Genomic DNA, 22,982 nt, shown 5'->3' with positions numbered 1-22,982 from the left:
AGATATAATTTATGTTTCAGATCGTAATATTTCCAGCGGCGGGCGGTTAAGCACTCCCCGGCTGTTTAACAATCCAATAACAATTGTGAGGCCAATAGTTAACGCAAGTAAAATTGCAGCAGGCATCAGGCTTATATTAAACGGCACCTCAAAGGTATACTTAGCCAGCAGACAGCCACCTGCTATAGCCAGCAAGATTCCGGTTAAAGCCGATAAGGCTCCCAGGAAAAAATACTCCAGCGCCGATATCCATAAAATTTGCGTGCGGCTGCCGCCTAAAGTTCTCAGCAATACGCTTTCCTTTATACGTTGATATTTGCTTATACGTACAGATGCAATAAGCACTATTACACCTGTTGCTATGCTAAAACCGCTCATAAAGCGTATTACGTAACCAATTTTATCCAGTATTTCATCCAGCACTGTTAGTACCAGGCCCAAATCAACAATTGATATATTCGGATATTCTTTCACCACCGCGCCTTGATATTTTGCTGATACCTGAGCTGAGGGCACATGTGTAAGCAATACATGAAATTGCGGCGCTTGTTCCAACACACCGGTTGGGAAAACAACCTGAAAATTGGTTTGCACCTTATTCCAATTTACCTTGCGCAGGTTAGCTACATATGTATTTACTAAAGAACCCTGAACGTTAAAGGTGATTTTGTCATTTAACTTCAAATCAAGGCGGTTAGCCATGCGTTCATCTATTGAAACCGGAATATCACCTTTTTCCGGAGCTTCACCAATCCATTTCCCGGAAGCTATCTTCTCTGATGATATCAGTTGATTACGGTAAGTTACTCGATACTCATAACCGAAGGCGCGCCTCTTGTCATCATATGTGCTATCCTTTGGCAAACTACCAGCTGTTTTACCGTTTATGTTATCAATACGTATGGTAACAATGGGCACCTGTTGTATAACAGGCAATTTATATTTCTTAGTAATATCCAGCACCCCTTTTTCCTGTGGGGTTTGTATATCAAAAAGTACCATATTGGGCTGGTTACCGCTTGCAGAGAGCGTTACCTGCTTAATTAAAAGGCTCTGAACAAATATAAGCAGGCAAATAAATGCTGTGCTTAAACCAATCGAAACCATCAATATAACGGTTTGATTGTTTGGCCTGTATAAGTTCGCAAAACCCTGACGCACCAGGTAACTCCACGACGCCTTTACAACAAGCCGCATTACCCGCATGAGTAATAGCGCCATCAAAGCCAGTATTAAAAACGAAACTACAACTGCTACGGTGAAGGCGGCGCTTCCCTGCCAGTTGCCTAACTGCAGATAGCTAAACACCGCTACAAAGGCAAGAATTAAAATGTAAACAACCCACCGTACCGGATCAATCTTAGAAACTGATGATTCAAAAGCAGAACGCAGCGTATTTAGCGGCGATATTTTACGTATGCCTACCAGAGGCAGCAGTGCAAACAGTATTGATATAATTACGCCTAACACTACGCCCTGGGTTAACGCCGGCCACGATACAGACACCGATATATCAAAAGGAATGAAATCCTTCAGCACCATAGGCAATAGATGCTGAACAAGCGTGCCTAGTGCAGCACCTATAATTGAACCAATTAAGCCCAGACAAGCAATTTGAATAAGAAATATCAGGAATGCCTCAGATGCCTTGACCCCTAAGCAACGCAACACCGCTATGGACGCTACTTTTTCGCGTATATAAATTTGTGTAGCGCTTGCTACCCCTATGCAACCGAGTAACAGGGCAATGAAGCCAACTAATGATAGAAATTTATTAAGGTCACTAAATACGCGCCCAGTATTTTCTTTTCGGGTTTGTATGGTTTCATAGCGCAGGTTAGCTTTATCAAGCTTTTGCTTATCAAGTTTTTCGGCAAGTGCATCAACGTTGGTAGTATCATTAAACTTGTAATAAAAGCTGTAGCCTATGCGGCTGCCCTTATCAACAAGTCCGGTTTCATCAAGGTATTGTAGCGGTATATATACAACAGGTGCCACACCTGCAGCAAGTCCGCTTTGACCGGGTGCCTGTTTTAAAACGCCCTTAATAGCAAAAGCTGTCTTTCCTATTTTCAAGGAATCATTTACACTTGCTTTGTATTGCTCCATTAACGAAGCATCAACAAGCGCGTATCTACCCGTTCTGAATTCTTTTGATGCTGATTCGGGTGTTGCGTCAATGGTGCCATAGAAAGGAAAATCTCCTTGTAAGGCACGTATTTGCACCAACCTTGTTGCGTTACTTTTAACAAAGTAAACCATTGATGCAAAGTTGCGCTCTTGTGATTGCTCACTACCTAAAGTGTCAAGCAGTTTTTGTATACCCTTTTCGGGAGCTTTATTACCCGATATCACCAGGTCTGCGCCTAACAGGGTAGCCGCCTGCTTATCAATATCAGCACGTAAATTGTAGCCAAAGGAATAAATGGCAACTAAGGCTGCTATACCTAAGGTAATTGATGATATAAACAGAAGCAGTCTTGAGCGATTGCGCCTGCTATCGCGCCAGGCCATGGTAAACAGCCACTTAAAATTAACCTTACGCCTCAAATCAACATAGTTATCATGCTTGCTCATTGTAGGCTGTTGGTTTTATCGTCAGCAACTAATTTGCCTCCTTTAATGCGTAATATGCGTTGCGTTTTACCGGCAAGCTCCAAATCATGTGTAACTACAACAAGCGTTGTACCTGCATCACGGTTAAGGTCAAAGAGTAATCTTTCTACCTTTTCGCCAGTTTCAGTATCAAGGTTACCGGTGGGTTCATCGGCAAATAATATTTTAGGCTGATTGGAAAAAGCACGCGCAATTGAAACGCGCTGCTGCTCACCACCTGATAACTGCGTTGGGTAGTGGTGGCTACGGCCCAATAAACCCACTTTATCCAGCAAGTCCATTGCGCGTGCTTTAATATTGCGCTCGCCACGTAACTCCAAAGGCACCATCACATTTTCCAAAGCCGTAAGTGTGGGTAACAACTGAAAGTTTTGGAATATAAAGCCTATAAATTGATTACGCACCTGCGCCCGCTTGTCTTCATTTAAATTATTTAAGTTGATACCGTTAAGTACCACGCTCCCGGCACTTGAGCGATCAAGACCTGCACAAAGCCCCAACAATGTTGTCTTTCCGCTACCCGAGGGCCCAACAATTGCATTGCTTGATCCGGCTTCAATTGAAAAATTTATATCGTCGAGCACGGTAAGGGATTTACCGGCACTACCGTAACTTTTAGTCAGGTTAGTAATATCAAGTATGGATTCCACTTATAAATTGTATTTTAAATTTAGATAGGCGCAAAGCACACAAGTTACAACGCTTAAGCAGCAATATTGCTTCATGACATTTTAAATACATTTAAGTTAGCCAGCACGTGCAGGCGTAAAATAAAAAGGGCGGTGTCTTTTTAAAGATACCGCCCTTTCGTGGTTATTATAATTTTATTACCAAAGTAAAGAGTATAGTGCTACCAGGATGCCTACAATAAGCAATGAACCTATAGCAAAAGATTTTGATGTTTTAAACATTGAAGTATCAACGTCAAGACCATTTGTTTTAACACCTCTTGAAGTTTCAATAGTACTGATAATCCACATACCAATAATACAAATGATGAATACGAAGCCCATACGGTCAAGGAATGGAATTTCATATCTGTGGCTGTCTTTACCAATTACTGCAAAACCACTTGAGTACAGGAATGATAAGTCAACATATTTTGGAAGGAACTTAAATATCACTGAGAATATAAAGCCACCGATTGTTGCAAATAAAGCTGCATTTGATGTGGCTTTTTTCCAGAAGAAGCCCAAAATAAACATGGCGAAAATGCCCGGAGATACGAAGCCTGTATATTCCTGAATAAAGGTAAAACCACCTTTTTTATCGATACCTAAAAACGGAGAAATAACTACGCCCAAAATCATAGCCACAACCACGGTAATTTTACCAACTGACACCAGTTTGTAATCAGGAGTTTCAGGCTTCAACTTTTTGAAGATGTCTAAGGTAAAGATAGTAGCAATACTGTTAGCCTTACCAGCCAAAGAAGCAACAACTGCAGCTGTTAATGCTGCAAATGATAGACCTTTGAAGCCCGCAGGAAGTAAATTTAACAGAATTGGATAAGCGTTATCAGCGTTCTCCTTTAAACTGCCTTGTGCGCCAGCGTCAAACACTTGATCTTTATACAACACGTAAGCTGCAATACCTGGCAATACCACAATTAAAGGCATCATTAATTTCAAAAATGCCGCAAATAAGATACCGTTACGGGCGGTTTTGAGGTTTGCACCTAAAGCGCGTTGTGTAATGTATTGATTACAGCCCCAATAATTTAAGTTTACTATCCACATACCACCCAACAACACGGTTAAGCCAGGTAAATCTATAAAGCTTGGGTTGTTTTTCTTCAATATCATGTGGAAGTGATCGTTTGCTTTTTCGCTCATGATCTTCAACCCATTCAATACACCTGTTGAACCACTGTGCTCGGCTACAAGACTAACTGCTATATAGGTAGTTACCAAACCACCCAGTATCAAGAAGAATACCTGAATAACATCGGTAAAACCAATTACCTTCATACCACCAAGGGTAATGATAACGGCAAAGAACGCTAAGCCAATTAAACAAACGGTGAAGTTGATGCCAGAGATACCGTTAACGGCAATAGCACCCAGGTATAAAATTGAGGTAAGGTTAACTATAACGTATAACAACAACCAAAACACCGCCATAATCATAGCTACGGTGCTATTATAACGTTGGTGCAGGAATTGCGGCATGGTGAAAATCTTATTCCGCAAGTAAACCGGAATAAAGAATATGGCTACAATTACAAGAGTAATGGCGGCCATCCATTCATACGCAGATACCGCCAAACCCATGGTGAAGCCGTTACCGCTCATGGCCACAAACTGCTCGGCTGAGATGTTAGAAGCAATTAAAGATGAACCTATAGCCCACCAGGTTAACGAGCCTTCGGCTAAGAAATAATCTTTTGAGGTAGCGTCGGCGTTGCGTTTACGACGATACACCCATAAGCCATAAGCGGCCACAATAACAAAGTAGACTGCGAATACGATCCAATCTCCTGCGATTAACTCTTTCATTTTTTAATGTATACTTGGATTTTTGGTTTTAACTGGCAACAAGTATACTTAAATAAACCTGTTAATCAAATTTTCGAGGTACTCCTGTTTTCCACTAATTACGGCTGGTTCACCGTTATCGATTGCATAAGCTCTCAAATCTTCCAGGCAAAGTTTACCTTCTTCAAATTCTTTACCTTTTCCACTGTCAAATGACGAATATCGCTCGCTACGCACCTTTTTGTAATCAGATTTTTGCAAAATATTGTCGGCAATGATTAACGCACGGGCAAAAATATCGGCTCCGCCTATGTGTGCATAAAACAAATCAGCCTGATCGGTAGAGTTGCGACGAATCTTGGCATCGAAGTTAATACCGCCTCCCCGTAAACCGCCGGACTGTAGCAATACCAGCATATACTCCGTTACTTCGGTAATATCGTTGGGAAACTGATCAGTATCCCAGCCGTTCTGATAATCGCCGCGGTTAGCGTCTAATGAGCCTAATAAACCTGCATCAGCAGCTACCTGCATTTCGTGGGCAAAAGTATGGCCGGCCAAGGTGGCATGGTTTACTTCAAGGTTGAGTTTAAAATCGTTAAGCAGGTCATATTTCTGCAAAAAGCCTATTACGGTAGCTGCATCATAATCATACTGATGCTTGCTCGGTTCACAGGGTTTTGGTTCAATGAAGAATGTGCCTTTAAAACCTTGTTCACGGGCGTAATCTTTTGATGCATGTAAAAACTTAGCCAAGTGTTCCTGCTCGCGTTTCATATCGGTATTAAGCAAGCTCATATAACCTTCGCGTCCGCCCCAAAAAACGTAATTCTCACCACCTAAGGCAATGGTAGCATCTAAGGCTGCTTTTACCTGTGCTGCACCATGTGCCAATACATGAAAATCAGGGTTGGTTGACGCACCGTTCATGTAACGCTTGTGTGAAAACAGGTTGGCAGTACCCCAAAGTAATTTTATACTGCTGGCGGCTTGCTTTTCTTTGGCGTAGTCAACAAGCGCCTGTAAGCGGCGGTCGTTTTCGTTAATATTGTTACCGTAGTCAACCACGTCAACATCATGAAAACAATAATATGGCAAGCCTAACTTGGTAAAAAACTCAAACGCGGCATCCATTTTATCTTTAGCGCGTTCAACGGCATCGGCCTTTTCATCCCAAGCAAAGTTGTGGGTAGCACCTCCAAACGGATCGCTGCCGTTACCATTAAAAGAATGCCAGTAAGCTACGGCAAACTTTAAATGTTCTTTTAAGGTTTTGCCTGCAACCACCCGGTTCTCGTCATACCAGCGGTATGCTAAGGGGTTATCACTCTCAGGTCCTTCAAATTTTATTTGCCCTATGCCTTTAAAATACTCTCTGTCTCCCGTTAATATGCTCATAGTTATCTTATTTTTGGATCTCGAATTTTCGATTTCAGCTTTATTTAATCGATTGTGTTAATTTGTATTATTGTGATTTCGGTTCTTACTTTTTAATTTTCTCCTAAATAACATTTTAGGCAATAAGCTGCTTTTCCAAAAGCAATTTCCACTCCTCGTATATTTCATTAATCTTGCTATTGGGGTCAGGTTCAACAACCTGTAATTTCTCCATGCCTCTGAAAGCTTCGGCTGGCGTTGAAAATAAGCCTGCTCCTATACCCGCCCCCAAGGCTGCGCCAACGCTGCCATCATTATTATATAGCTCCACAGGTACGCCGGTTACGTTTACAAAGGTTTGGGCAAATAAATCACTTAAAAAGAGGTTGGCTTTACCTGCGCGAATTACCGTAGGGTCCATACCGTTACTGCGCATAATATCCAAACCATAACGGAAAGCACATGCTATGCCCTCTTGCACCGCACGAAATATATGCGGTTGTTGGTGTAAATTTAAATCAATATGGTGTAAGTGAACACCTACCAATTTATTGCAAAGCATACGCTCGGCACCATTACCAAAGGGCAGTATACGTAACCCGTTGCTACCCTCTGGGGCTAGTGTAGCCAGATTGTTCATTTCTGCATAACTCATGTTGGCACCAAACAGGTTTTTGGTCCACCGGTTCAAGCTTCCCGTGCCATTAATACATAGTAAAACGCCCATACGTGGTTTTGCCTCATTGTAGTTAACATGTGCAAACGTATTCACGCGCGATTGCAGATCATAAGCAAGTTGGTCACTTACTCCATAAATAACCCCCGACGTTCCGGCTGTTGCTGCAACTTCGCCGGGATTAAGCACATTTAGTGATAAAGCGTTATTAGGCTGATCACCCGCCTTATAAGCTACCGGTATGCCGGCTTTAAGTTTCAAAGCAGCAGCTACATCGGCCTTTAGCCCGCCATGATTTGAAAACAATGGTCTTACCTGCGGAATCAGATCCTCATCAAATTCAAAGAAGCCCATTACATCTTTAGAAAGGGATTTCTCTTTAAAGTCGTAAAATACTCCTTCAGACAATGCAGATACCGACGTAGTAATTTCACCCGTAAGCTTCATAGCAATAAAATCACCCGGAAGCATAACCTTATCAATTTGTTCAAAAACCGTGGGTTCGTTATGCTTAACCCAAGCCAGCTTAGCTGCTGTAAAGTTACCGGGCGAGTTTAGTAAGTGCGATAAGCTCCGCTCCTCGCCAATGGTCTCAAATGCCTTATCACCGTATTCAACCGCGCGGCTATCGCACCATATAATGCTATTGCGCAATACCTGCTGGTGTTTATCAACCAATACCAGACCGTGCATTTGATAAGCGATGCCGATGGCACCAATATCATGCGGGTTGTAACCGCCTTTTGCATTACACATTTTAATAGCTTGCTGTGCCTGCTGCCACCACATTTCAGGGTCTTGCTCGGCCCAGCCCAGTTGCAAAGAAATAATTGGTGATTCGGTTTCCGGATAATGCGCCGATGAAAGTACCTTTTGTGAATAAGCATCAACCACTGATACTTTTACCGATGATGTGCCTATATCTATACCTAATAATAGCATTAGTTTGCTTTTTTTCTAACGTTGATGTCGGTTGATATAACTGTTACGCCTGACTTAAATAAGGCGAATCCACCTTTTGCAATCGATTGTCAAATATAGTTTGATTTTCTTACCATACAATAGTTAGTGTACAAAAAACACCTTTGTTTATTTTAAGAAGTTAGACTTAGTTACAGGGCACTTCAGTTTAGTTGTTAAACAAAAATAGGATATGATTATATAAGCTGAACTTTTCTTACTCCTTGTACTTGTTAATAGCCCATACGCATTTTATCCACTTCTCAAACATTTTTTGTTTAAAATCCTTGATGAGGTATGAAAACAAACAGTTTCCCTGGTAAACCTTATCCGTTAGGCGCTACCCCTGACAGCAAAGGCGTTAACTTCGCTATATATGCAAGCAATGCTACTAAAGTTGAGCTTTGCTTATTTAAAACACCGCAAGATGAAGTTGAATTCCTAAAAATAGATGTTACAGAACATTCGCACCATATATGGCATGCATATGTGCCTCATTTAAAGCCGGGCCAGTTATACGGTTACCGCATACATGGCCCATACGAGCCGCAAAACGGCTTACGCTTTAATCCTAATAAATTGCTTATTGATCCTTATGCAAAAGCTATTTCAGGCACTATCGACTGGCATGACTCGCTTTTTGCTTATGATGTTTACAGCGATGAAAAAGATCTAAGCTTTAGCGAAACCGACAGCGCGCCGTTCATACCAAAAAGCGTTGTAGTAAGTTCGAAATTTGATTGGGAGGACGACTGCCCTCCTGCAACTCCGTATCATAGCACTGTTATTTATGAGGCGCATGTTAAAGGCTTTACCAAGCTTCATCCTGATATTCCTGAAGAAATACGCGGTAGTTACGCTGCATTAGGGCATCCGGTAACTATTGAGTACTTACAAAAATTAGGCATAACTGCTATTGAGCTTATGCCGGTACACCATTTTGTGGCCGACCGTCATTTGGTTGAAAAAGGCTTAACCAATTACTGGGGCTATAACACCATAGGTTATTTTGCACCTGACGCCCGGTATGCAAGCGCCGGCAAACAAGGCGAACAGGTAACCGAATTTAAGCAAATGGTTAAGGAGCTGCATAAAGCAGGCATAGAGGTAATATTGGACGTGGTTTACAACCATACTGCCGAAGGTAATGAGCTTGGTCCTACCCTTTCGTTTAAGGGTATTGATAATGAAGGCTATTACCGCCTCACCGAAGATAAGCGCCATTACATGGACTATACAGGTACGGGCAACACCCTTAATGCTTACCTGCCAAACGTATTACGTTTGATAATGGATAGCCTGCGTTACTGGATTACTGAGATGCACGTTGATGGTTTCCGTTTTGACCTGGCCTCTACCCTGGCGCGCGAGTTGCATGAAGTAAATCGCCTGAGTGCCTTTTTCGATATTATTCACCAAGACCCGATTATATCACAGGTTAAGTTAATTGCAGAGCCTTGGGATGTAGGCGAAGGTGGCTACCAGGTAGGTAAATTCCCACAAGGCTGGGGCGAGTGGAACGGCAAGTACCGCGATTGCGTGCGCGATTACTGGCGCGGCGAACATAGTACCCTTGCTGAATTTGCATCGAGGTTTACCGGCAGCGCCGACTTATATAAAGATGATTTTAGAAATCCTACTGCAAGTATAAACTTCATTACGGCTCATGATGGCTTTACCCTGAATGATCTGGTAAGCTACAACGACAAACATAATGATGCCAATGGTGAGGATAATAAAGACGGTGAAAGCAACAACCGTTCTTGCAACTATGGCGCCGAAGGTCCCACTGATGACGAGACGATAAACCAAATACGCGAGCAGCAGAAACGTAATTTCATTACCACGCTATTCCTATCGCAAGGGGTACCTATGCTGGTAGCAGGGGATGAAATGAGCCGTACCCAAAATGGCAACAATAACGCTTATTGCCAGGATAACGAAATATCATGGGTCGACTGGTCAAGTGCCGATCAGGAGCTTATTGAATTTACCAGCCAGATGATCCATTTCAGGCGTAAACACCCTGCTTTTGCCCGCAAGCGCTGGTTTAGAGGTACGCCAATTAAAGGCGTTGAAGATATTGCCTGGTTTTTACCCGAAGGTGAGCAGTTTTCTGACGAACATTGGAATACTGACTTTGCTAAATCATTGGCGGTGTTTATAAACGGCCGCGCTTTACGTACACGTAACAGTGTTGGTGAAGCCATTATAGATGATGGGTTCTACGTGATTTTCAACGCCCATTGGGAACCGGTTGAATATAAGTTACCAGGAAGTTTGTACTCAAAAAACTGGACTAAAATTATTGACACCACCAACCATACCGTTGCTGACGAAGAGACTTATGATGCCGAATCGAACATAACTGTTAACGGCCGTTCAATTGTAGTCCTTCATCACCCGGTAATATATGACCAAAGCTACAATGAATCAAATTAACACACGCCCCGGAGTAAATATAACTGATAACCGCGCATCGGTATGGGTGTGGGCGCCGGAGGCAGAAACAGTAGCCCTTAAGGTGCAAGGCAAATCTTTCGATTTGCAAGAAGCAGAACGGGGCTACTGGCACCTTACAAGCGATGAAATAAATGCTGGCGACAGGTATAAAATTTCTATTGATGGTGGTGATGAATTACCTGATCCCGCCTCTTTAAGTCAGCCCGACGGGGTGCATGGCACATCAGAGGTGGTTGATTTAAAAGCATTTGCATGGAAGGATGCCAACTGGCAAAATCCGGCTCTGGAAAGCTACATCATATACGAGCTTCATACCGGAACCTTTACATCAGAAGGAGATTTCAAGGGCATTGAAGCGAAACTTGACCATTTGGTGAGCCTTGGTATTACAGCTATTGAAATTATGCCTGTGGCTCAATTTCCAGGCGAACGCAATTGGGGTTACGATGGAGTTTTTCCATACGCTGTACAAAATTCCTACGGAGGTGCAAAAGGGTTACAAGCACTTGTTGATGCATGCCACGCGAAAGGTTTGGCAGTTGTGCTTGATGTTGTCTATAACCATCTTGGTCCAGAAGGAAATTATTTTAACGGTTATGGCCCTTATTTTACCGAAAAATATAACACTCCATGGGGTAATGCCATCAACTTTGATGATGCAGGATGTGATGCGGTACGTCATTACTTTATTGAAAATGTGCTGATGTGGTTCCGCGATTTTCATATTGATGCACTGCGAATGGATGCTGTACATGCAATTAAAGACTTTAGCCCGGTGCATATACTGGCCGAAATTAAAAGCAGTGTAGATAGTTTAATGCAGGAAACAGGCCGGAAACACTATCTGATTGTTGAGTGCGACCTGAACGATACGCGTTACATCAACCCTATTAAAAAAGCTGGTTATGGCATGGACAGCCAATGGATAGATGAATTTCATCACGCTTTGCGCATTACAGCAGGCGGCGAACAAACAGGCTATTACAGCGACTTTAGCGGCATTGATCATTTAGCCAAAGCTTATAATGATGCTTACGTTTATGATGGTCAATACTCGCCGCATCGTGATAAAAACTTTGGCAGCAAGGCTACCGAAAACGGTGGAGAGCAGTTTATTGTATTCTCACAAAACCATGATCAGGTTGGAAACAGGATGCTTGGGGAACGCAGCAGCGAATTATTCAGCTTTGAGATGCAAAAGTTAATGGCCGGAGCTGTACTCACGGCGCCTTACTTACCTATGCTTTTTATGGGTGAAGAATGGGCCGAAGCCAATCGCTTTATGTACTTTGTTAGCCATACCGATCCTGAATTGGCCGAAGCAGTGCGTAAAGGACGTAAAGAAGAATTTGCAGCCTTTCATGCGCAGGGAGAAGCGCCGGACCCAATGTCGGAAGAAACGTATAAAAATTCAAAGTTGCAGTGGGCTTCACTAAGTGATGACAAGCACAAGCTTATGCTTAACTTTTACCGTGAGCTGATAGCCCTGCGCAAAAACGTACCGGCATTAAGTAAATTAAACCGCAAAGAGACCGAAGCTGTAGCCGATGCAACAACCAATACGCTAACGCTTACACGTAAAAATGAGGATCAAACTGCAGTAGTGTTGATGAACTTTTCTCTTAACATTCAAACGTTATATTTACCCGCTACTTCATCGTCATGGACTAAACAATTTGATTCTGCCGATGTAAAATGGAACGGACCGCAGGCCGCTCCATTAAGTTTAACCAACGAAGCACCTGTGCAACTTCAACCCGAATCATTTATAATTTATATTAATGAATAATCCTGTTGCTACCTACCGTATTCAATTCCATTCGGCGTTTACGTTTGATGATTTTGAGCGTATAATTCCTTACCTGCAAAAGCTGGGTGTAAGTACAATATATGCATCCCCTGTATTTGAGGCAGCTCCGGGTAGTACGCACGGTTATGATGGGGTGAATCCGCATCGTATTAATCCCGAAATTGGCACCGAAAAACAGCTAAAGGCAATTACATCCAGACTGGGGCAAAGCAATATTGACTGGTTGCAGGATATTGTTCCTAACCACATGGGGTTCCATCACAATAACCCGTGGTTAATGGATGTGCTTGAAAAAGGGAAGCTGTCTATGTATGCATCTTTTTTCGATGCAACATGGACCTCTGCCCTATTCAGGGATGAACCGCTTATGGTTCCATTTTTAGGAAGCAGCTTAAACGAAACCATTGAGAACAACGAACTTACAGTTGCCTATGAACAGCAGCAGGGCCTGGTTTTTAAATACTTTGATAGTTTATATCCGCTAAGTCCGGCTTCGTACGCTGCCATATTGGGCAACGTTCTTAACACGGAAAATAAAACGCTGCAAAGCCTGGTTAAGAGTATCAACACACTACCCACTACAGATGCGGGACTGTATGCAATCAGATGGCAGGGTGTAAAGCAAAAGCTAATAAAGGCCTTTAACGATGAAGACTTTAAGCAGCACTTTGATCAAAACATTGTTTTGGTAAACCAAAGTCACGATTTGTTGAAGCAATTAGCTGACAATCAAGCTTATCGGCTGTGCAGCTGGCAGGAAACAGATCAGAGTATTAACTTCAGGCGTTTTTTTACGGTGAACAGTCTTATCTGTTTAAACATTCAAGACAAAGCAGTATTTGACCATTTTCATCAATTTATTAAGCATCAGGTTGAGGCGGGTGTTTTTAAAGGTTTAAGAATAGATCATATCGACGGGCTTTATGACCCGGCGCAATACCTTGAACGCTTAAGAGAACTGGCTGGCGAAGACACCTATATAGTAGCTGAAAAAATTCTTGAACAAGGCGAAAAACTTCCCGAAAGCTGGCCGTTGCAAGGTACATCCGGCTACGATTACCTGTCGGTATTAAACAATCTGTTTACTAACGCGGCAGCAAAAAAAAGATTTACTTCTTTCTACAATGATCTTGTTGATAGTGAGCAACCGGTACATGACCAAATAAAAACTAAAAAAGCGGCTATTTTATTTGAGCACATGGGTGGCGAGCTGGATAATTTGTATCAGCTGTTTAAACGCCTTAAACTTACTGACAAAAAACTGATTGACGGCATTGATGCCGATTTGGTAAAAAAGGCTATTGCGCAACTGCTTATTCTTTGCCCTGTATACCGCTATTATGGTAATAAGTTACCGTTGCAACCCGATGAGTATGATGCGGTAAAAGCAATATTTACGCAAGCTAAAGATGAAAATTCTAAACTGAGGCCTGCTTTAAACCTGTTGGAAATTGTACTGCTTGAAAAGCCAAAGCTTGGCAGCGCCGATTATAACCAACGCGCTTTACAGTTTTACCAGCGCTTAATGCAGTTTAGCGGCCCACTAATGGCTAAAGGCGTTGAGGATACCTTAATGTATACTTACAACCGCTTCATTGGCCATAACGAGGTTGGTGATGCGCCGGAAGCGTTTGGTATAAGCACTAAAGAGTATCACAAGCTGATGAAACAGCGGCAACAGCAGTGGCCGCTTGCTATTAACGGCACATCCACGCATGATACAAAACGTGGGGAAGATGTTAGGGCGCGCCTTAACGTGCTTACTGATTTATCAAAAACATGGATTCAAACAGTAAAACAGTGGCAACAAATTAACGCCGATGTTAAAACAAGTGAGGCACCCGATGTTAACGATGAATACTTCATTTACCAAACACTGGTAGGTGCATACCCTATGCCGGGCCAATCTGAAGATGACTTTACGAACCGGTTACAAGAGTACCTGACCAAAGCATTACGCGAGGCCAAGACAAATTCGAACTGGGCACAGCCTGATGAGGAATACGAAAAGGCAACACTGAGCTTTGCTGAACAGCTTTTAAATAAAGAAAGCGACTTTTGGCACTCATTTGAAGCTTTTCACAAAAAGGTTGCTGACTATGGAATTATAAATTCTTTAGCCCAGGTATTGCTTAAGTTTACAAGTCCTGGCATTCCTGATGTTTACCAAGGAACCGATTTGTGGGATTTAAGTTTAGTTGATCCTGATAACCGCCGACCGGTTGATTACGAGTTAAGAAACCGTTTTCTAAACGAAATTAGTGACAGCCAAGACGCCGAAGCCCTCATTACCAAGCTGTGGAATGAACGCTTTACAGGCCAAATTAAATTGTGGCTTACGCAAAAGCTGTTTACCGAACGCAGAGAAAACGCTGATGCTTTTGCTAATGGGAGCTATATTCCGCTTAAAGTGAAAGGTGCTTACAGCGATTACATCATAGCCTATGCGCGGCGCTATAAGCAAACTTGGTATGTTACCGTTGCTCCTGTAAATTTACCTGTGCTTTGTCGCGACCAAGACCGCAATGCAACTGAATTAAAATGGCGCAACACACGCGTTATACTACCGGCCGAAGCACCTGCCGAATGGAGTAACATTTTAAGTGGCATCGATGGAAAAGCTATCGAAAGCAGTATTCGCATTAAAGATGTGTTTAATACCATTCCATTAGCAGTACTCAAACTACAGCTACCTGAAACAAACAGAGGGGCTGGTATATTAATGCACATAACTTCGTTGCCGTCACCATTTGGTGTGGGTGATTTGGGTACAGGTGCCTACAACTTTGCAGACTTTTTAAGCCGTTCAGGACAAAAATACTGGCAACTGCTTCCGTTAAACCCAACCGGAGCCGAGCAGCAGTTTTCGCCCTACAGCTCGGTAAGTAGCATGGCGGGAAACAACTTACTTATAAGTCCGCAATTGCTTGTTGAAGCAGGTTTGCTCACCAACAAGGAAATTGAGAAATTCACCCTTCCTGTAAATGCCAAAGTTGACTATAATGAGGCAAGTAATATCAAAAGTCAGTTGCTGACTATGGCCTATCGCAATTATACCGAAGGTAACTTTAACAAGCTGGAAAAACAATATGAACGGTTTTGCAAAAAAGAAGCTTACTGGCTCAATGATTTTGCCTTGTTCATAGCCTTAAAGCAAAACTTTAACAACGAGCCATGGTACGAATGGCCGGCAGAATACAGGCAACGGAAAGCTACAGCCGTCAAACGTTTCAGCGGTTTGCATGAAGCTACTATAAACGAAATTAAGTGGCAGCAATTTATTTTTGACCGCCAATGGCATGATCTTAAAAGCTATTGCAGTCAATTGAACGTTACCCTTTTTGGAGATATACCATTTTATGTAAGCCATGATTCGGTTGATATTTGGGCTAATATTGATGGCTTTAATTTGGATGCTGAAGGGCGTATGGCAGGCGTTGCCGGAGTACCTCCAGACTATTTTAACGCCGATGGGCAACTATGGGGAATGCCTGTTTACCGCTGGGACGTAATGAAAGCAAGGGGTTACGATTGGTGGATAAAACGCCTTAAGAAAAACATGGAGCTATTTGATCTTATCAGGTTAGATCACTTTCGTGCGTTTTCTGCTTATTGGGAAGTACCCGCCGGTGATGACACTGCTAAAAACGGCAAATGGAAAACCGGTCCTGGTAATGACTTTTTCAATGCCGTTAAAGATGCCCTAGGTAAGCTTCCGTTTGTTGCTGAAGACTTGGGTGAAATTGATGAACCGGTGTTTAAACTGCGTGACGAGTTTGAAATGCCCGGTATGAAAATTTTGCAGTTTGCATTTGGTGACAACGTTGCAGCATCATTGTACATACCTCATAACTACCAGGAAAACTATCTTGTTTATACAGGTACGCATGATAATAACACCACCGTTGGCTGGTTTAATGAAGATGTAACCAAAGATATTAAAAAGCAAATTGAGCAGTATACGGGCCAGTCGGTTAAGTCAAAAAACATACATGACGTTCTGGCGCGTCAAGCTTATGCCTCAACTGCAAAGATTGCTATTTTACCTATGCAGGATGTTATTGGAGCAGATGCATCTTCACGTATGAACAATCCTTCATCTCTCAAGAACAACTGGATGTGGCGGCTTACAGAAACCATTGATGAGAACACTGAAGGCAAGCTTTTAAGCTGGGTGCGACTATATAACAGGATGTAACAATTACCTTGTCTACAATATTTCCATATAACAACAAAATCCGCTATTAAGCGGGTTTTGTTGTTATATGGAACTTACTACTTCACAAGTACAGGTTGCGGCTGTAATTGCGCCATTTTATAAGGCTGGTAGTATTCTTTCAAAAACTTCTTTTTAGAATCGGTATATTCCGTAACACCACCAATGAGATGCAAGAATTTGATGTAACACCATGCTAAATCAAGCTGGTGGGGCAAAAAGCCCGAACGTGCACTTTTAGGGTACAAGTGATGGTTATTATGCCACTCACCGGCCACAATACCCGGCCATACCTGGTTAACCGACATATCGGCCTGGTTGTAATCTGTACCTTCTCTTCGCTTGTCTTCTCCTTTGCCATGCCCTTCGTAGTTGAAAGTACGAACACCAACAGCCCAGAATCCGGCGGCGCCAAATAATGTACAGGCGAGTGCGTGGCCGCCAATTAAATAAAACGTCAGATACCAAAACCCCCAGTTAAGTAATATAGCAGCAATAGTGCGCAATGGACAAGCCAACGTTCCCCATTTTTGGTAACGCGAGTAACTATTAGATACCTGGCCTGTATGCTGCATAAGTTTTACACAACGTCCATAAGTTTGCTCGTCCATGTTTCGGGCAATGGCCTGATGGTTAACATCAGCTAAAAAGCAATATAAAAAGCCACCTTGCGCGTTGTAAGGATCACCCGGCTGATCTGACTTGGCATGATGTACGTGATGTGATATAACGTAAATCTCTTCGGGAATAATTTTAAGCGTTATATTTTGAGTAATGAAACGCCAAACAGGGTTACGAAACTTATACGCCCGGTGTGTACAGTAACGGTGATACCAAACTGTACCATGCGACCCCATCACTATCATACTATAGGCAAAGGCAATAAATAAGAGCGCAAACGTAAAATACTTGAAGATAAAAAAGGATAATGGAACCGCCAGGCAAACAATCATCATCCAGCTTGTGAATGACAGCCAATTCTTTTTATTAGAAAAAACGTTTAGCCTGAAAAAAAATTCCTTGAAAATTTGGGAAGCCTTAGGCTTTGATAAATCACCATCTTCGTTCATCCAGCCATAGGAAGGCTGCTCCAACACACGATCAATAAAAGCCATCAGTTTTTAGTTTAAATTTCTTTTTTTGTAAGGTAGGTATTAAATGTTGGATTATTGTACTTTTTAACACAACCTTAACAGGTGTTACGTTGTTAAATAGAAACTATGGAAGACTTTGGAATAACATTATCAATAAACAGCCGACTGATTGAGGCAACCGTGCATCCGCATATTGAAGGCGAAACCACCTACTATGACGTCACTACCGATGATTTTTCGATAAGCATATACAAGGAAACAATGTATACATGGGCCGCAATTGATGATGCTGGCTTTAGTGCCGAGGAGATACAAACAATTGGCGAACAGCTGAACGATTATTAAAAACTGTTATAAACAGTGACCTTAAAGCACAGTAACGAAGTTTGTTTTAAATTACTCAAAATGTAAACTGAACATTAAACTATGCAAAAACAGCTTGTTTAATGGCTGGCTTAAGGGAGCATTTCCGACTAAAACACTGTTGAAAGAGTTGGCTACCTTAATTTCGGGCGACATTTTGAAGTACTCAAAATATATATCGCATCCCAAGCCAAACTCATATGATCCTATTCCCCTCCGGTTTAGGATTTTTTGTTGCAAGGGTTCGTCGTTGGGGTCAATCTTACCTTTATTTACTGCAAGCGAGTACTTTACACCAGCAACCAAATAAGCCCGGAAATTTTTTAACCTGTCTGACCGGAGCTTTAGCAGCAAAGGCATGTCAATAGATGTAGTTTGAATTTGACGGTTCAAATCATCAGCCTTATTTTCAAATTCATAATTAAGCTCACGATCGGCAAATACCAAAGCAGGGGTTGTTCTCAACTCTAAATGCTCGGCCACCCTGTAACGTGTTATAAAACCCACAGTAAAACCGGGCGTTGGCTTTGAGCTTATACGAGTTAAAGGGCTGGTTAAATTGCTGCCGGTTTCAGGATCTTTTATGGGTGTTCGCCACGTATCCTGCCTTACAATTTTGTAGTCTTGCTGTATATATTGAAAGCTAAAGCCAAAACTTATCAGGTTTTCATCGGCACCTCCACCCCAGGCCTGCACCTGTGCATAGCCTAGGTTGCCAAGTAGCAATAATGCCAGTAAGCTTATGGCCTTTTTTACCATCATTTACTTTATACCTGTGTAAACAGAACAAATACCAAATAATAAAGGCCTGTTTTTCGTGCTTTTAAAACCAACCTTTTCCATAAGGGCTACAAAACTTTTACCATCAGGAAATGCAGCAACAGACTCAGGCAGGTATGAATAGGCACGGGCATCTTTTGAGAAAAGCCGGCCTATACCAGGTGTAATGTATTTAAAATAAAAATTGTAAAGCTGCTTAACCGGAAACACCTTTGGCTTTGAAAACTCAAGCACTACGGCTTTGCCGCCTGGTTTTAGTACGCGCCTCATATCGGCCAGGCCAGCCTCGAGGTTTTCAAAGTTGCGTACCCCGTAAGCAACTGTGAGGGCATCAAACTCATTACTTTCAAATGGTAGCTTTTCAGAGTCACCCAAACGCACCTCAAAACGATCGCTTAGTCCGCGTTTGGCTATCTTCTGTTTAGCAATGTCAAGCATTCCCGCCGAAATATCGACGCCAATAATCTTGTCGGGCTTTAATATGGATAATGCTTCAAAAGCAAAGTCACCTGTGCCTGTAGCAACATCAAGTATACGTTTTGGCTGTGCAGCCTTAAGCTCATTAATTGCAATTTTTCGCCAAACAATGTCAATCCCCAACGACATAAAGTGGTTCAAAAAATCATAAGTTTTTGATATGTTATTGAACATATCGGCAACCTGCTCTTTTTTAGTTGACTGTTGGTTTTGATACGGCGTTACAATTTTACTCATGAGGCCGTAAAGATAACGATTTTGTTATTAAGGAAACTGTACAGAATAGATTAGCAAAACCTGATAAACGTTGTTTACCTGTAATTTTTAATCGTGAACTTGTTATTAGTAATTATCAGACATGCGGTTGGTGTCGGCAAAAGTTTTCATCATATTAATGATGGCATTTGACTTTTCGCTGCTCAAAAATCCGGGTTGCCGCGGATCAATGTAAGCATCAAATTGTGCCAGTTCATCGGCATTAGCTGCCTTAAAACCCATGCGCCACTCAGGAAAATGCCGTTGCTCCATTTCGCCTTCCGTCATTTTTATAATATTTTTATGACGGAAGTCATGCTCAATTGCTTTGTATGTTTCGGCAAGTTGGGATGGTTCACCTTCCAGCATTTGTATAAACACGCCTTCACCGTAAAGCAGCATGCCGGTAAGATTATTTTTTTTGTTGTTTTTGCGGCTTGCCTCCAGTATATCCAAAAGCTCATCTTGATTCATGAGATGATCTGCCGTACTAATGTAAACTAAGTATTTCATGCAGGTAGAATGGCTACAAATATACAAGCCAGTGCATGGCCATTTGTTCTTATGGTAATGGCTGTGTATGTAATATTAATCTTACATACACCTTTTTGCTCTTAACTTATGCAGCCAAAGGAAGCTTATTGTGAATAAGGCTTAAAAACTGATCCATATCAAAAGGTTTAGGTATAACACCATCAGGCGGTCCTTGCTGGTTAAAAGATTCCATTATATCCATTAACCCCGAACACATGATAACCTGAATGTGCTGCAAACTCTTATTCAATTTTATTTCTTGGCAAACTTTACGACCATCGCCATCCGGAAGCCTTGCATCAAGTATAATTAAATGAGGCTCGAATTTTTCTATTGCATCGTATATACCTTCAACACACTCATGGCGTTTAACTACATACCCTCTTTTTTCAAGAATTAATGATGTTATGCTTAAGGTAAGCTTGTCATCGTCTATCAATAAAATTCTGTTTTTCATGCTCATATTACCGATATACACACTTGAAACCCGCTTTATTAATTATAGTTTTTAAGGATAGTGTATCTTGCACACTTAATAGTGATAATTACAACTCACCTTTTATAATCCTGCAGTTCATGAATAAAGTTTTACTTTTATTCTTTTATGAACGCGCATTTTGAACTGATTACTGAAAATGTAAGCAAGCATGTGATGCTTACGTTGGCCGAAAAGGATTTATTTACTGGCATGCTTCAACCAAAGCAAATTAAACGCAAACACCATTGGGTTGCCAACGGCGATATTTGCCGCCATTCGGCGTTTGTTATTTCGGGATGCTTGAGGGGCTACACTGTAGACCACAACGGCTACGAACATGTGCTTAGCTTTGCCCCGCGTGATTGGTGGATGGCCGACATGTACAGCTTACTTACCCATCAACCAGGCAGCCTAAATATTGAAGCGTTGGAAGATACCGAGATGCTGTTGCTTCCAAAAAGCAGTCAGGAAGATTTATATAAACAAGTGCCTAAGTTTGAGCGGGTGTTTCGCATACTGGCCGAAAAGTCATTAGTAGCTTATCAGCAACGCCTTATTGATAACCTGAGTTTGCCTGCTGCAGAACGATACGACCGCTTTTGCAAGCGTTATCCAACTTTAATTCATCAATTACCACAAAAGCAAATAGCCTCGTACATTGGTGTAACGCCTGAATTTTTTAGCAAAATGCGAAAGGCTATGTAATTGCTGCGCTTGTTAGCTGGTTTATCTTATATATTCATAGGCTTCTAACCGGCTCAAACTAAACCTAATATGGTTTGTTTTTATACCTACATAATCATCCAACAACTTAATTATTAAACCCATAAGTCAACAAGCTTATAACCAACAAACTATAGTTAATTAACAAATTACAATTAAGCGATAAATTTGTATGAGTTTTTAAGCACTATTTAGCTAAAAAAAATTCATTTTTGCCAAAATTTAAACTACGTAATAAAGAATGCAAAGTTACCAGGAGTTTCTGGACCTGAGCGTGGGTTTTCCGCAGGAAGGCTTCGAGATCATAGATGATGAGTTATACTTTCATGACCTCAACCTAATGGAAATGATTGAAACGTACGGTACACCGTTGAGGTTTACGTATGTGCCAATCATATCTAAAAAAATTCAGCAGGCTAAACTTATGTTTCAGCAGGCTATTATTAAAAACAACTATCGCGGCAGCTATAAATATTGCTATTGCACTAAAAGCTCGCATTTTAAGCACGTAGTTGAAGAGGCATTACGCAACGACATTCACCTTGAAACATCATCGGCTTTTGATATGCCAATGATTGATGCTTTGGAGAAAAAGGGTGTAGTGAGTAAAGAGATTACGGTGATATGTAACGGATTTAAAACCTACCAGTATAAGCAATACATTGTTGATATGCTGCACGACGGGTTTAAAAACATTATACCTGTTTTAGATAACAAAGAAGAGTTCAATATTTATGATGACGAGATTGAGCTTGATGAACCTTGCAATCTAGGCATACGTATAGCTTCGGAAGAACAGCCCGACTCGCAGTTTTATACCTCGCGTTTAGGCATCCGAATGGAGGACGTAATTGATCTGTATTACAATAAGATTGAGAAAAATCCTAACTTCCACGTTAAGCTGCTACACTTTTTCATTAACTCAGGTATTTCAGATACACCGTATTACTGGAATGAGTTAGAAAAATACGTTACGCTTTACTGTAAGTTTAAAAAGATAAACCCACACCTCGATACACTTGATATTGGTGGTGGTATGCCTTTTAAAGATTCATTGGTTTTTGACTTTGATTACGAGTACATGATTAATGAAATCGTAAGCCGTATTAAAGAGATTTGTGCTGAGCACGAAGTTGAAGAACCGGATATCATTACCGAATTTGGTAAATATACCTGTGCAGAGGCTTCGGGCATATTATACAAGGTTTTAGGCCGTAAACAACAAAATGACCGTGAAAAATGGTTAATGCTGGATGGCTCTTTTATTACTAACCTGCCTGATGTTTGGGCGTTAAACCAGAAGTATATTTTGCTGCCTATAAACAATTGGGATGCTGAATACGAACGTGTAAACCTTGGCGGTATAACCTGCGATGGGCAGGATTATTACAACCAGGAAGCACACATGAACAGCGTTTATATGCCTAAAACACGTAAAGTGCAATATTTGGGTTTCTTTAATACAGGTGCTTATCAGGAGGTATTAAGCGGATACGGTGGCATACATCACTGTTTGCTCCCATCGCCTAAGCACGTTTTAATACGCCGCAACCGCGATGAAACATTTAACTTTGAAGTGTTTGGCGAAGAACAGAATAGCAAGCAAGTGTTGAAAATATTAGGCTATACAGCTTAATTTAGCCAACTTGCTTTTTAACATATTTTGCAACCCTCCCCTACAAG

16 protein-coding genes are annotated in these 22,982 nt (G+C 41.6%); 6 read left to right on the top strand and 10 right to left on the bottom strand.

Features of this window, described 5'->3' with window-relative positions; translation table 11 throughout:
* Positions 1-9 precede the first annotated feature (9 nt).
* The 5 genes from QZ407_RS00320 to QZ407_RS00300 all read right to left on the bottom strand — a co-directional run bounded on the left by QZ407_RS00320 (position 10) and on the right by QZ407_RS00300 (position 8,088).
* Entirely contained in the window at positions 10-2,577 is a 2,568-nt protein-coding gene (locus QZ407_RS00320) for an FtsX-like permease family protein (RefSeq protein WP_295767070.1), read from the bottom strand.
* On the bottom strand, positions 2,574-3,266 hold the full coding sequence (locus tag QZ407_RS00315) for an ABC transporter ATP-binding protein (RefSeq protein ID WP_295767069.1): 693 nt from the start codon (positions 3,264-3,266) through the stop codon (positions 2,574-2,576). Before QZ407_RS00315 ends, QZ407_RS00320 begins: the two co-directional genes overlap by 4 nt.
* Positions 3,267-3,443: 177 nt before the next feature.
* Positions 3,444-5,114, bottom strand: a complete 1,671-nt coding sequence (locus tag QZ407_RS00310) for a sodium/solute symporter (RefSeq protein ID WP_295767068.1) — start codon at positions 5,112-5,114, stop codon at positions 3,444-3,446.
* A 48-nt stretch (positions 5,115-5,162) separates the two neighbouring features.
* On the bottom strand, positions 5,163-6,491 hold the full coding sequence (gene xylA / locus QZ407_RS00305; RefSeq protein ID WP_295767067.1) for a xylose isomerase: 1,329 nt from the start codon (positions 6,489-6,491) through the stop codon (positions 5,163-5,165).
* A 115-nt stretch (positions 6,492-6,606) separates the two neighbouring features.
* The gene (locus QZ407_RS00300; RefSeq protein ID WP_295767066.1) at positions 6,607-8,088 is read right to left on the bottom strand and encodes an FGGY family carbohydrate kinase; all 1,482 of its coding nucleotides are present in this window, start codon (positions 8,086-8,088) and stop codon (positions 6,607-6,609) included.
* 315 nt (positions 8,089-8,403) lie between these two features.
* Here QZ407_RS00300 and glgX point away from each other — a divergent pair, with 315 nt between their 5' ends.
* The 3 genes from glgX to treY are packed head-to-tail and all read left to right on the top strand — an operon-like array spanning position 8,404 to position 16,577.
* Positions 8,404-10,548 carry a glycogen debranching protein GlgX gene (glgX, locus tag QZ407_RS00295; RefSeq protein WP_295767065.1) on the top strand — a complete coding sequence of 715 codons (2,145 nt, stop codon included), beginning with the start codon at positions 8,404-8,406 and terminating at the stop codon, positions 10,546-10,548.
* The gene (gene treZ, locus QZ407_RS00290) at positions 10,520-12,358 is read left to right on the top strand and encodes a malto-oligosyltrehalose trehalohydrolase (protein ID WP_295767064.1); all 1,839 of its coding nucleotides are present in this window, start codon (positions 10,520-10,522) and stop codon (positions 12,356-12,358) included. The genes glgX and treZ overlap by 29 nt, the downstream gene beginning before the upstream one ends.
* Entirely contained in the window at positions 12,351-16,577 is a 4,227-nt protein-coding gene (gene treY / locus QZ407_RS00285; protein WP_295767063.1) for a malto-oligosyltrehalose synthase, read from the top strand. Before treZ ends, treY begins: the two co-directional genes overlap by 8 nt.
* Before the next feature lie 77 nt (positions 16,578-16,654).
* Here the strand turns inward: treY and QZ407_RS00280 are convergent, their stop codons facing one another.
* Positions 16,655-17,710 (bottom strand): fatty acid desaturase, encoded by a 1,056-nt coding sequence (locus QZ407_RS00280; protein ID WP_295767062.1) that lies wholly within the window; start codon positions 17,708-17,710, stop codon positions 16,655-16,657.
* A 105-nt stretch (positions 17,711-17,815) separates the two neighbouring features.
* Between QZ407_RS00280 and QZ407_RS00275 the strand changes: the two genes are divergently transcribed.
* Positions 17,816-18,034, top strand: a complete 219-nt coding sequence (locus QZ407_RS00275) for a hypothetical protein (RefSeq protein ID WP_295767061.1) — start codon at positions 17,816-17,818, stop codon at positions 18,032-18,034.
* A 51-nt stretch (positions 18,035-18,085) separates the two neighbouring features.
* Here QZ407_RS00275 and QZ407_RS00270 read toward each other — a convergent pair whose 3' ends face one another.
* From QZ407_RS00270 to QZ407_RS00255, 4 genes are all read right to left on the bottom strand, one after another.
* Positions 18,086-18,814 carry an outer membrane beta-barrel protein gene (locus QZ407_RS00270; RefSeq protein WP_295767060.1) on the bottom strand — a complete coding sequence of 243 codons (729 nt, stop codon included), beginning with the start codon at positions 18,812-18,814 and terminating at the stop codon, positions 18,086-18,088.
* The gene (gene ubiE / locus QZ407_RS00265) at positions 18,815-19,546 is read right to left on the bottom strand and encodes a bifunctional demethylmenaquinone methyltransferase/2-methoxy-6-polyprenyl-1,4-benzoquinol methylase UbiE (protein WP_295767059.1); all 732 of its coding nucleotides are present in this window, start codon (positions 19,544-19,546) and stop codon (positions 18,815-18,817) included. It abuts the gene before it with no gap.
* Between the two features lie 105 nt (positions 19,547-19,651).
* Positions 19,652-20,077, bottom strand: a complete 426-nt coding sequence (locus QZ407_RS00260; protein ID WP_295767058.1) for a BLUF domain-containing protein — start codon at positions 20,075-20,077, stop codon at positions 19,652-19,654.
* Between the two features lie 106 nt (positions 20,078-20,183).
* Positions 20,184-20,555, bottom strand: a complete 372-nt coding sequence (locus tag QZ407_RS00255) for a response regulator (RefSeq protein ID WP_295767057.1) — start codon at positions 20,553-20,555, stop codon at positions 20,184-20,186.
* Between the two features lie 147 nt (positions 20,556-20,702).
* On the opposite strand from QZ407_RS00255, the gene QZ407_RS00250 reads away from it, so the two are divergent.
* Entirely contained in the window at positions 20,703-21,281 is a 579-nt protein-coding gene (locus QZ407_RS00250) for a Crp/Fnr family transcriptional regulator (protein WP_295767056.1), read from the top strand.
* 259 nt (positions 21,282-21,540) lie between these two features.
* Positions 21,541-22,935, top strand: coding sequence for an arginine decarboxylase (locus QZ407_RS00245; protein ID WP_157543419.1), 1,395 nt, complete (start codon positions 21,541-21,543; stop codon positions 22,933-22,935).
* The last annotated feature ends 47 nt before the right edge of the window (positions 22,936-22,982 follow it).

Origin of the sequence: uncultured Mucilaginibacter sp. (genome assembly GCF_913773635.1) — a bacterium.
In the GTDB taxonomy this organism is placed as follows: domain Bacteria; phylum Bacteroidota; class Bacteroidia; order Sphingobacteriales; family Sphingobacteriaceae; genus Mucilaginibacter.
Note: the sequence above shows the minus strand (reverse complement) of the source record. Positions and strands in the feature narration are given on the sequence as shown.

Excerpts from the sequence above, each read along its gene's own strand:
- xylA (WP_295767067.1), bottom strand. The coding sequence starts at position 6,491 with ATGAGCATATTAACGGGAGACAGAGAGTATTTTAAAGGCATAGGGCAA.
- ubiE (WP_295767059.1), bottom strand. The coding sequence starts at position 19,546 with ATGAGTAAAATTGTAACGCCGTATCAAAACCAACAGTCAACTAAAAAA.
- QZ407_RS00320 (WP_295767070.1), bottom strand. The coding sequence starts at position 2,577 with ATGAGCAAGCATGATAACTATGTTGATTTGAGGCGTAAGGTTAATTTT.
- QZ407_RS00260 (WP_295767058.1), bottom strand. The coding sequence starts at position 20,077 with ATGAAATACTTAGTTTACATTAGTACGGCAGATCATCTCATGAATCAA.
- glgX (WP_295767065.1), top strand. The coding sequence starts at position 8,404 with ATGAAAACAAACAGTTTCCCTGGTAAACCTTATCCGTTAGGCGCTACC.
- QZ407_RS00275 (WP_295767061.1), top strand. The coding sequence starts at position 17,816 with ATGGAAGACTTTGGAATAACATTATCAATAAACAGCCGACTGATTGAG.
- treY (WP_295767063.1), top strand. The coding sequence starts at position 12,351 with ATGAATAATCCTGTTGCTACCTACCGTATTCAATTCCATTCGGCGTTT.
- QZ407_RS00270 (WP_295767060.1), bottom strand. The coding sequence starts at position 18,814 with ATGATGGTAAAAAAGGCCATAAGCTTACTGGCATTATTGCTACTTGGC.
- QZ407_RS00280 (WP_295767062.1), bottom strand. The coding sequence starts at position 17,710 with ATGGCTTTTATTGATCGTGTGTTGGAGCAGCCTTCCTATGGCTGGATG.
- QZ407_RS00310 (WP_295767068.1), bottom strand. The coding sequence starts at position 5,114 with ATGAAAGAGTTAATCGCAGGAGATTGGATCGTATTCGCAGTCTACTTT.
- QZ407_RS00300 (WP_295767066.1), bottom strand. The coding sequence starts at position 8,088 with ATGCTATTATTAGGTATAGATATAGGCACATCATCGGTAAAAGTATCA.
- QZ407_RS00255 (WP_295767057.1), bottom strand. The coding sequence starts at position 20,555 with ATGAAAAACAGAATTTTATTGATAGACGATGACAAGCTTACCTTAAGC.
- QZ407_RS00250 (WP_295767056.1), top strand. The coding sequence starts at position 20,703 with ATGAACGCGCATTTTGAACTGATTACTGAAAATGTAAGCAAGCATGTG.
- treZ (WP_295767064.1), top strand. The coding sequence starts at position 10,520 with ATGACCAAAGCTACAATGAATCAAATTAACACACGCCCCGGAGTAAAT.
- QZ407_RS00245 (WP_157543419.1), top strand. The coding sequence starts at position 21,541 with ATGCAAAGTTACCAGGAGTTTCTGGACCTGAGCGTGGGTTTTCCGCAG.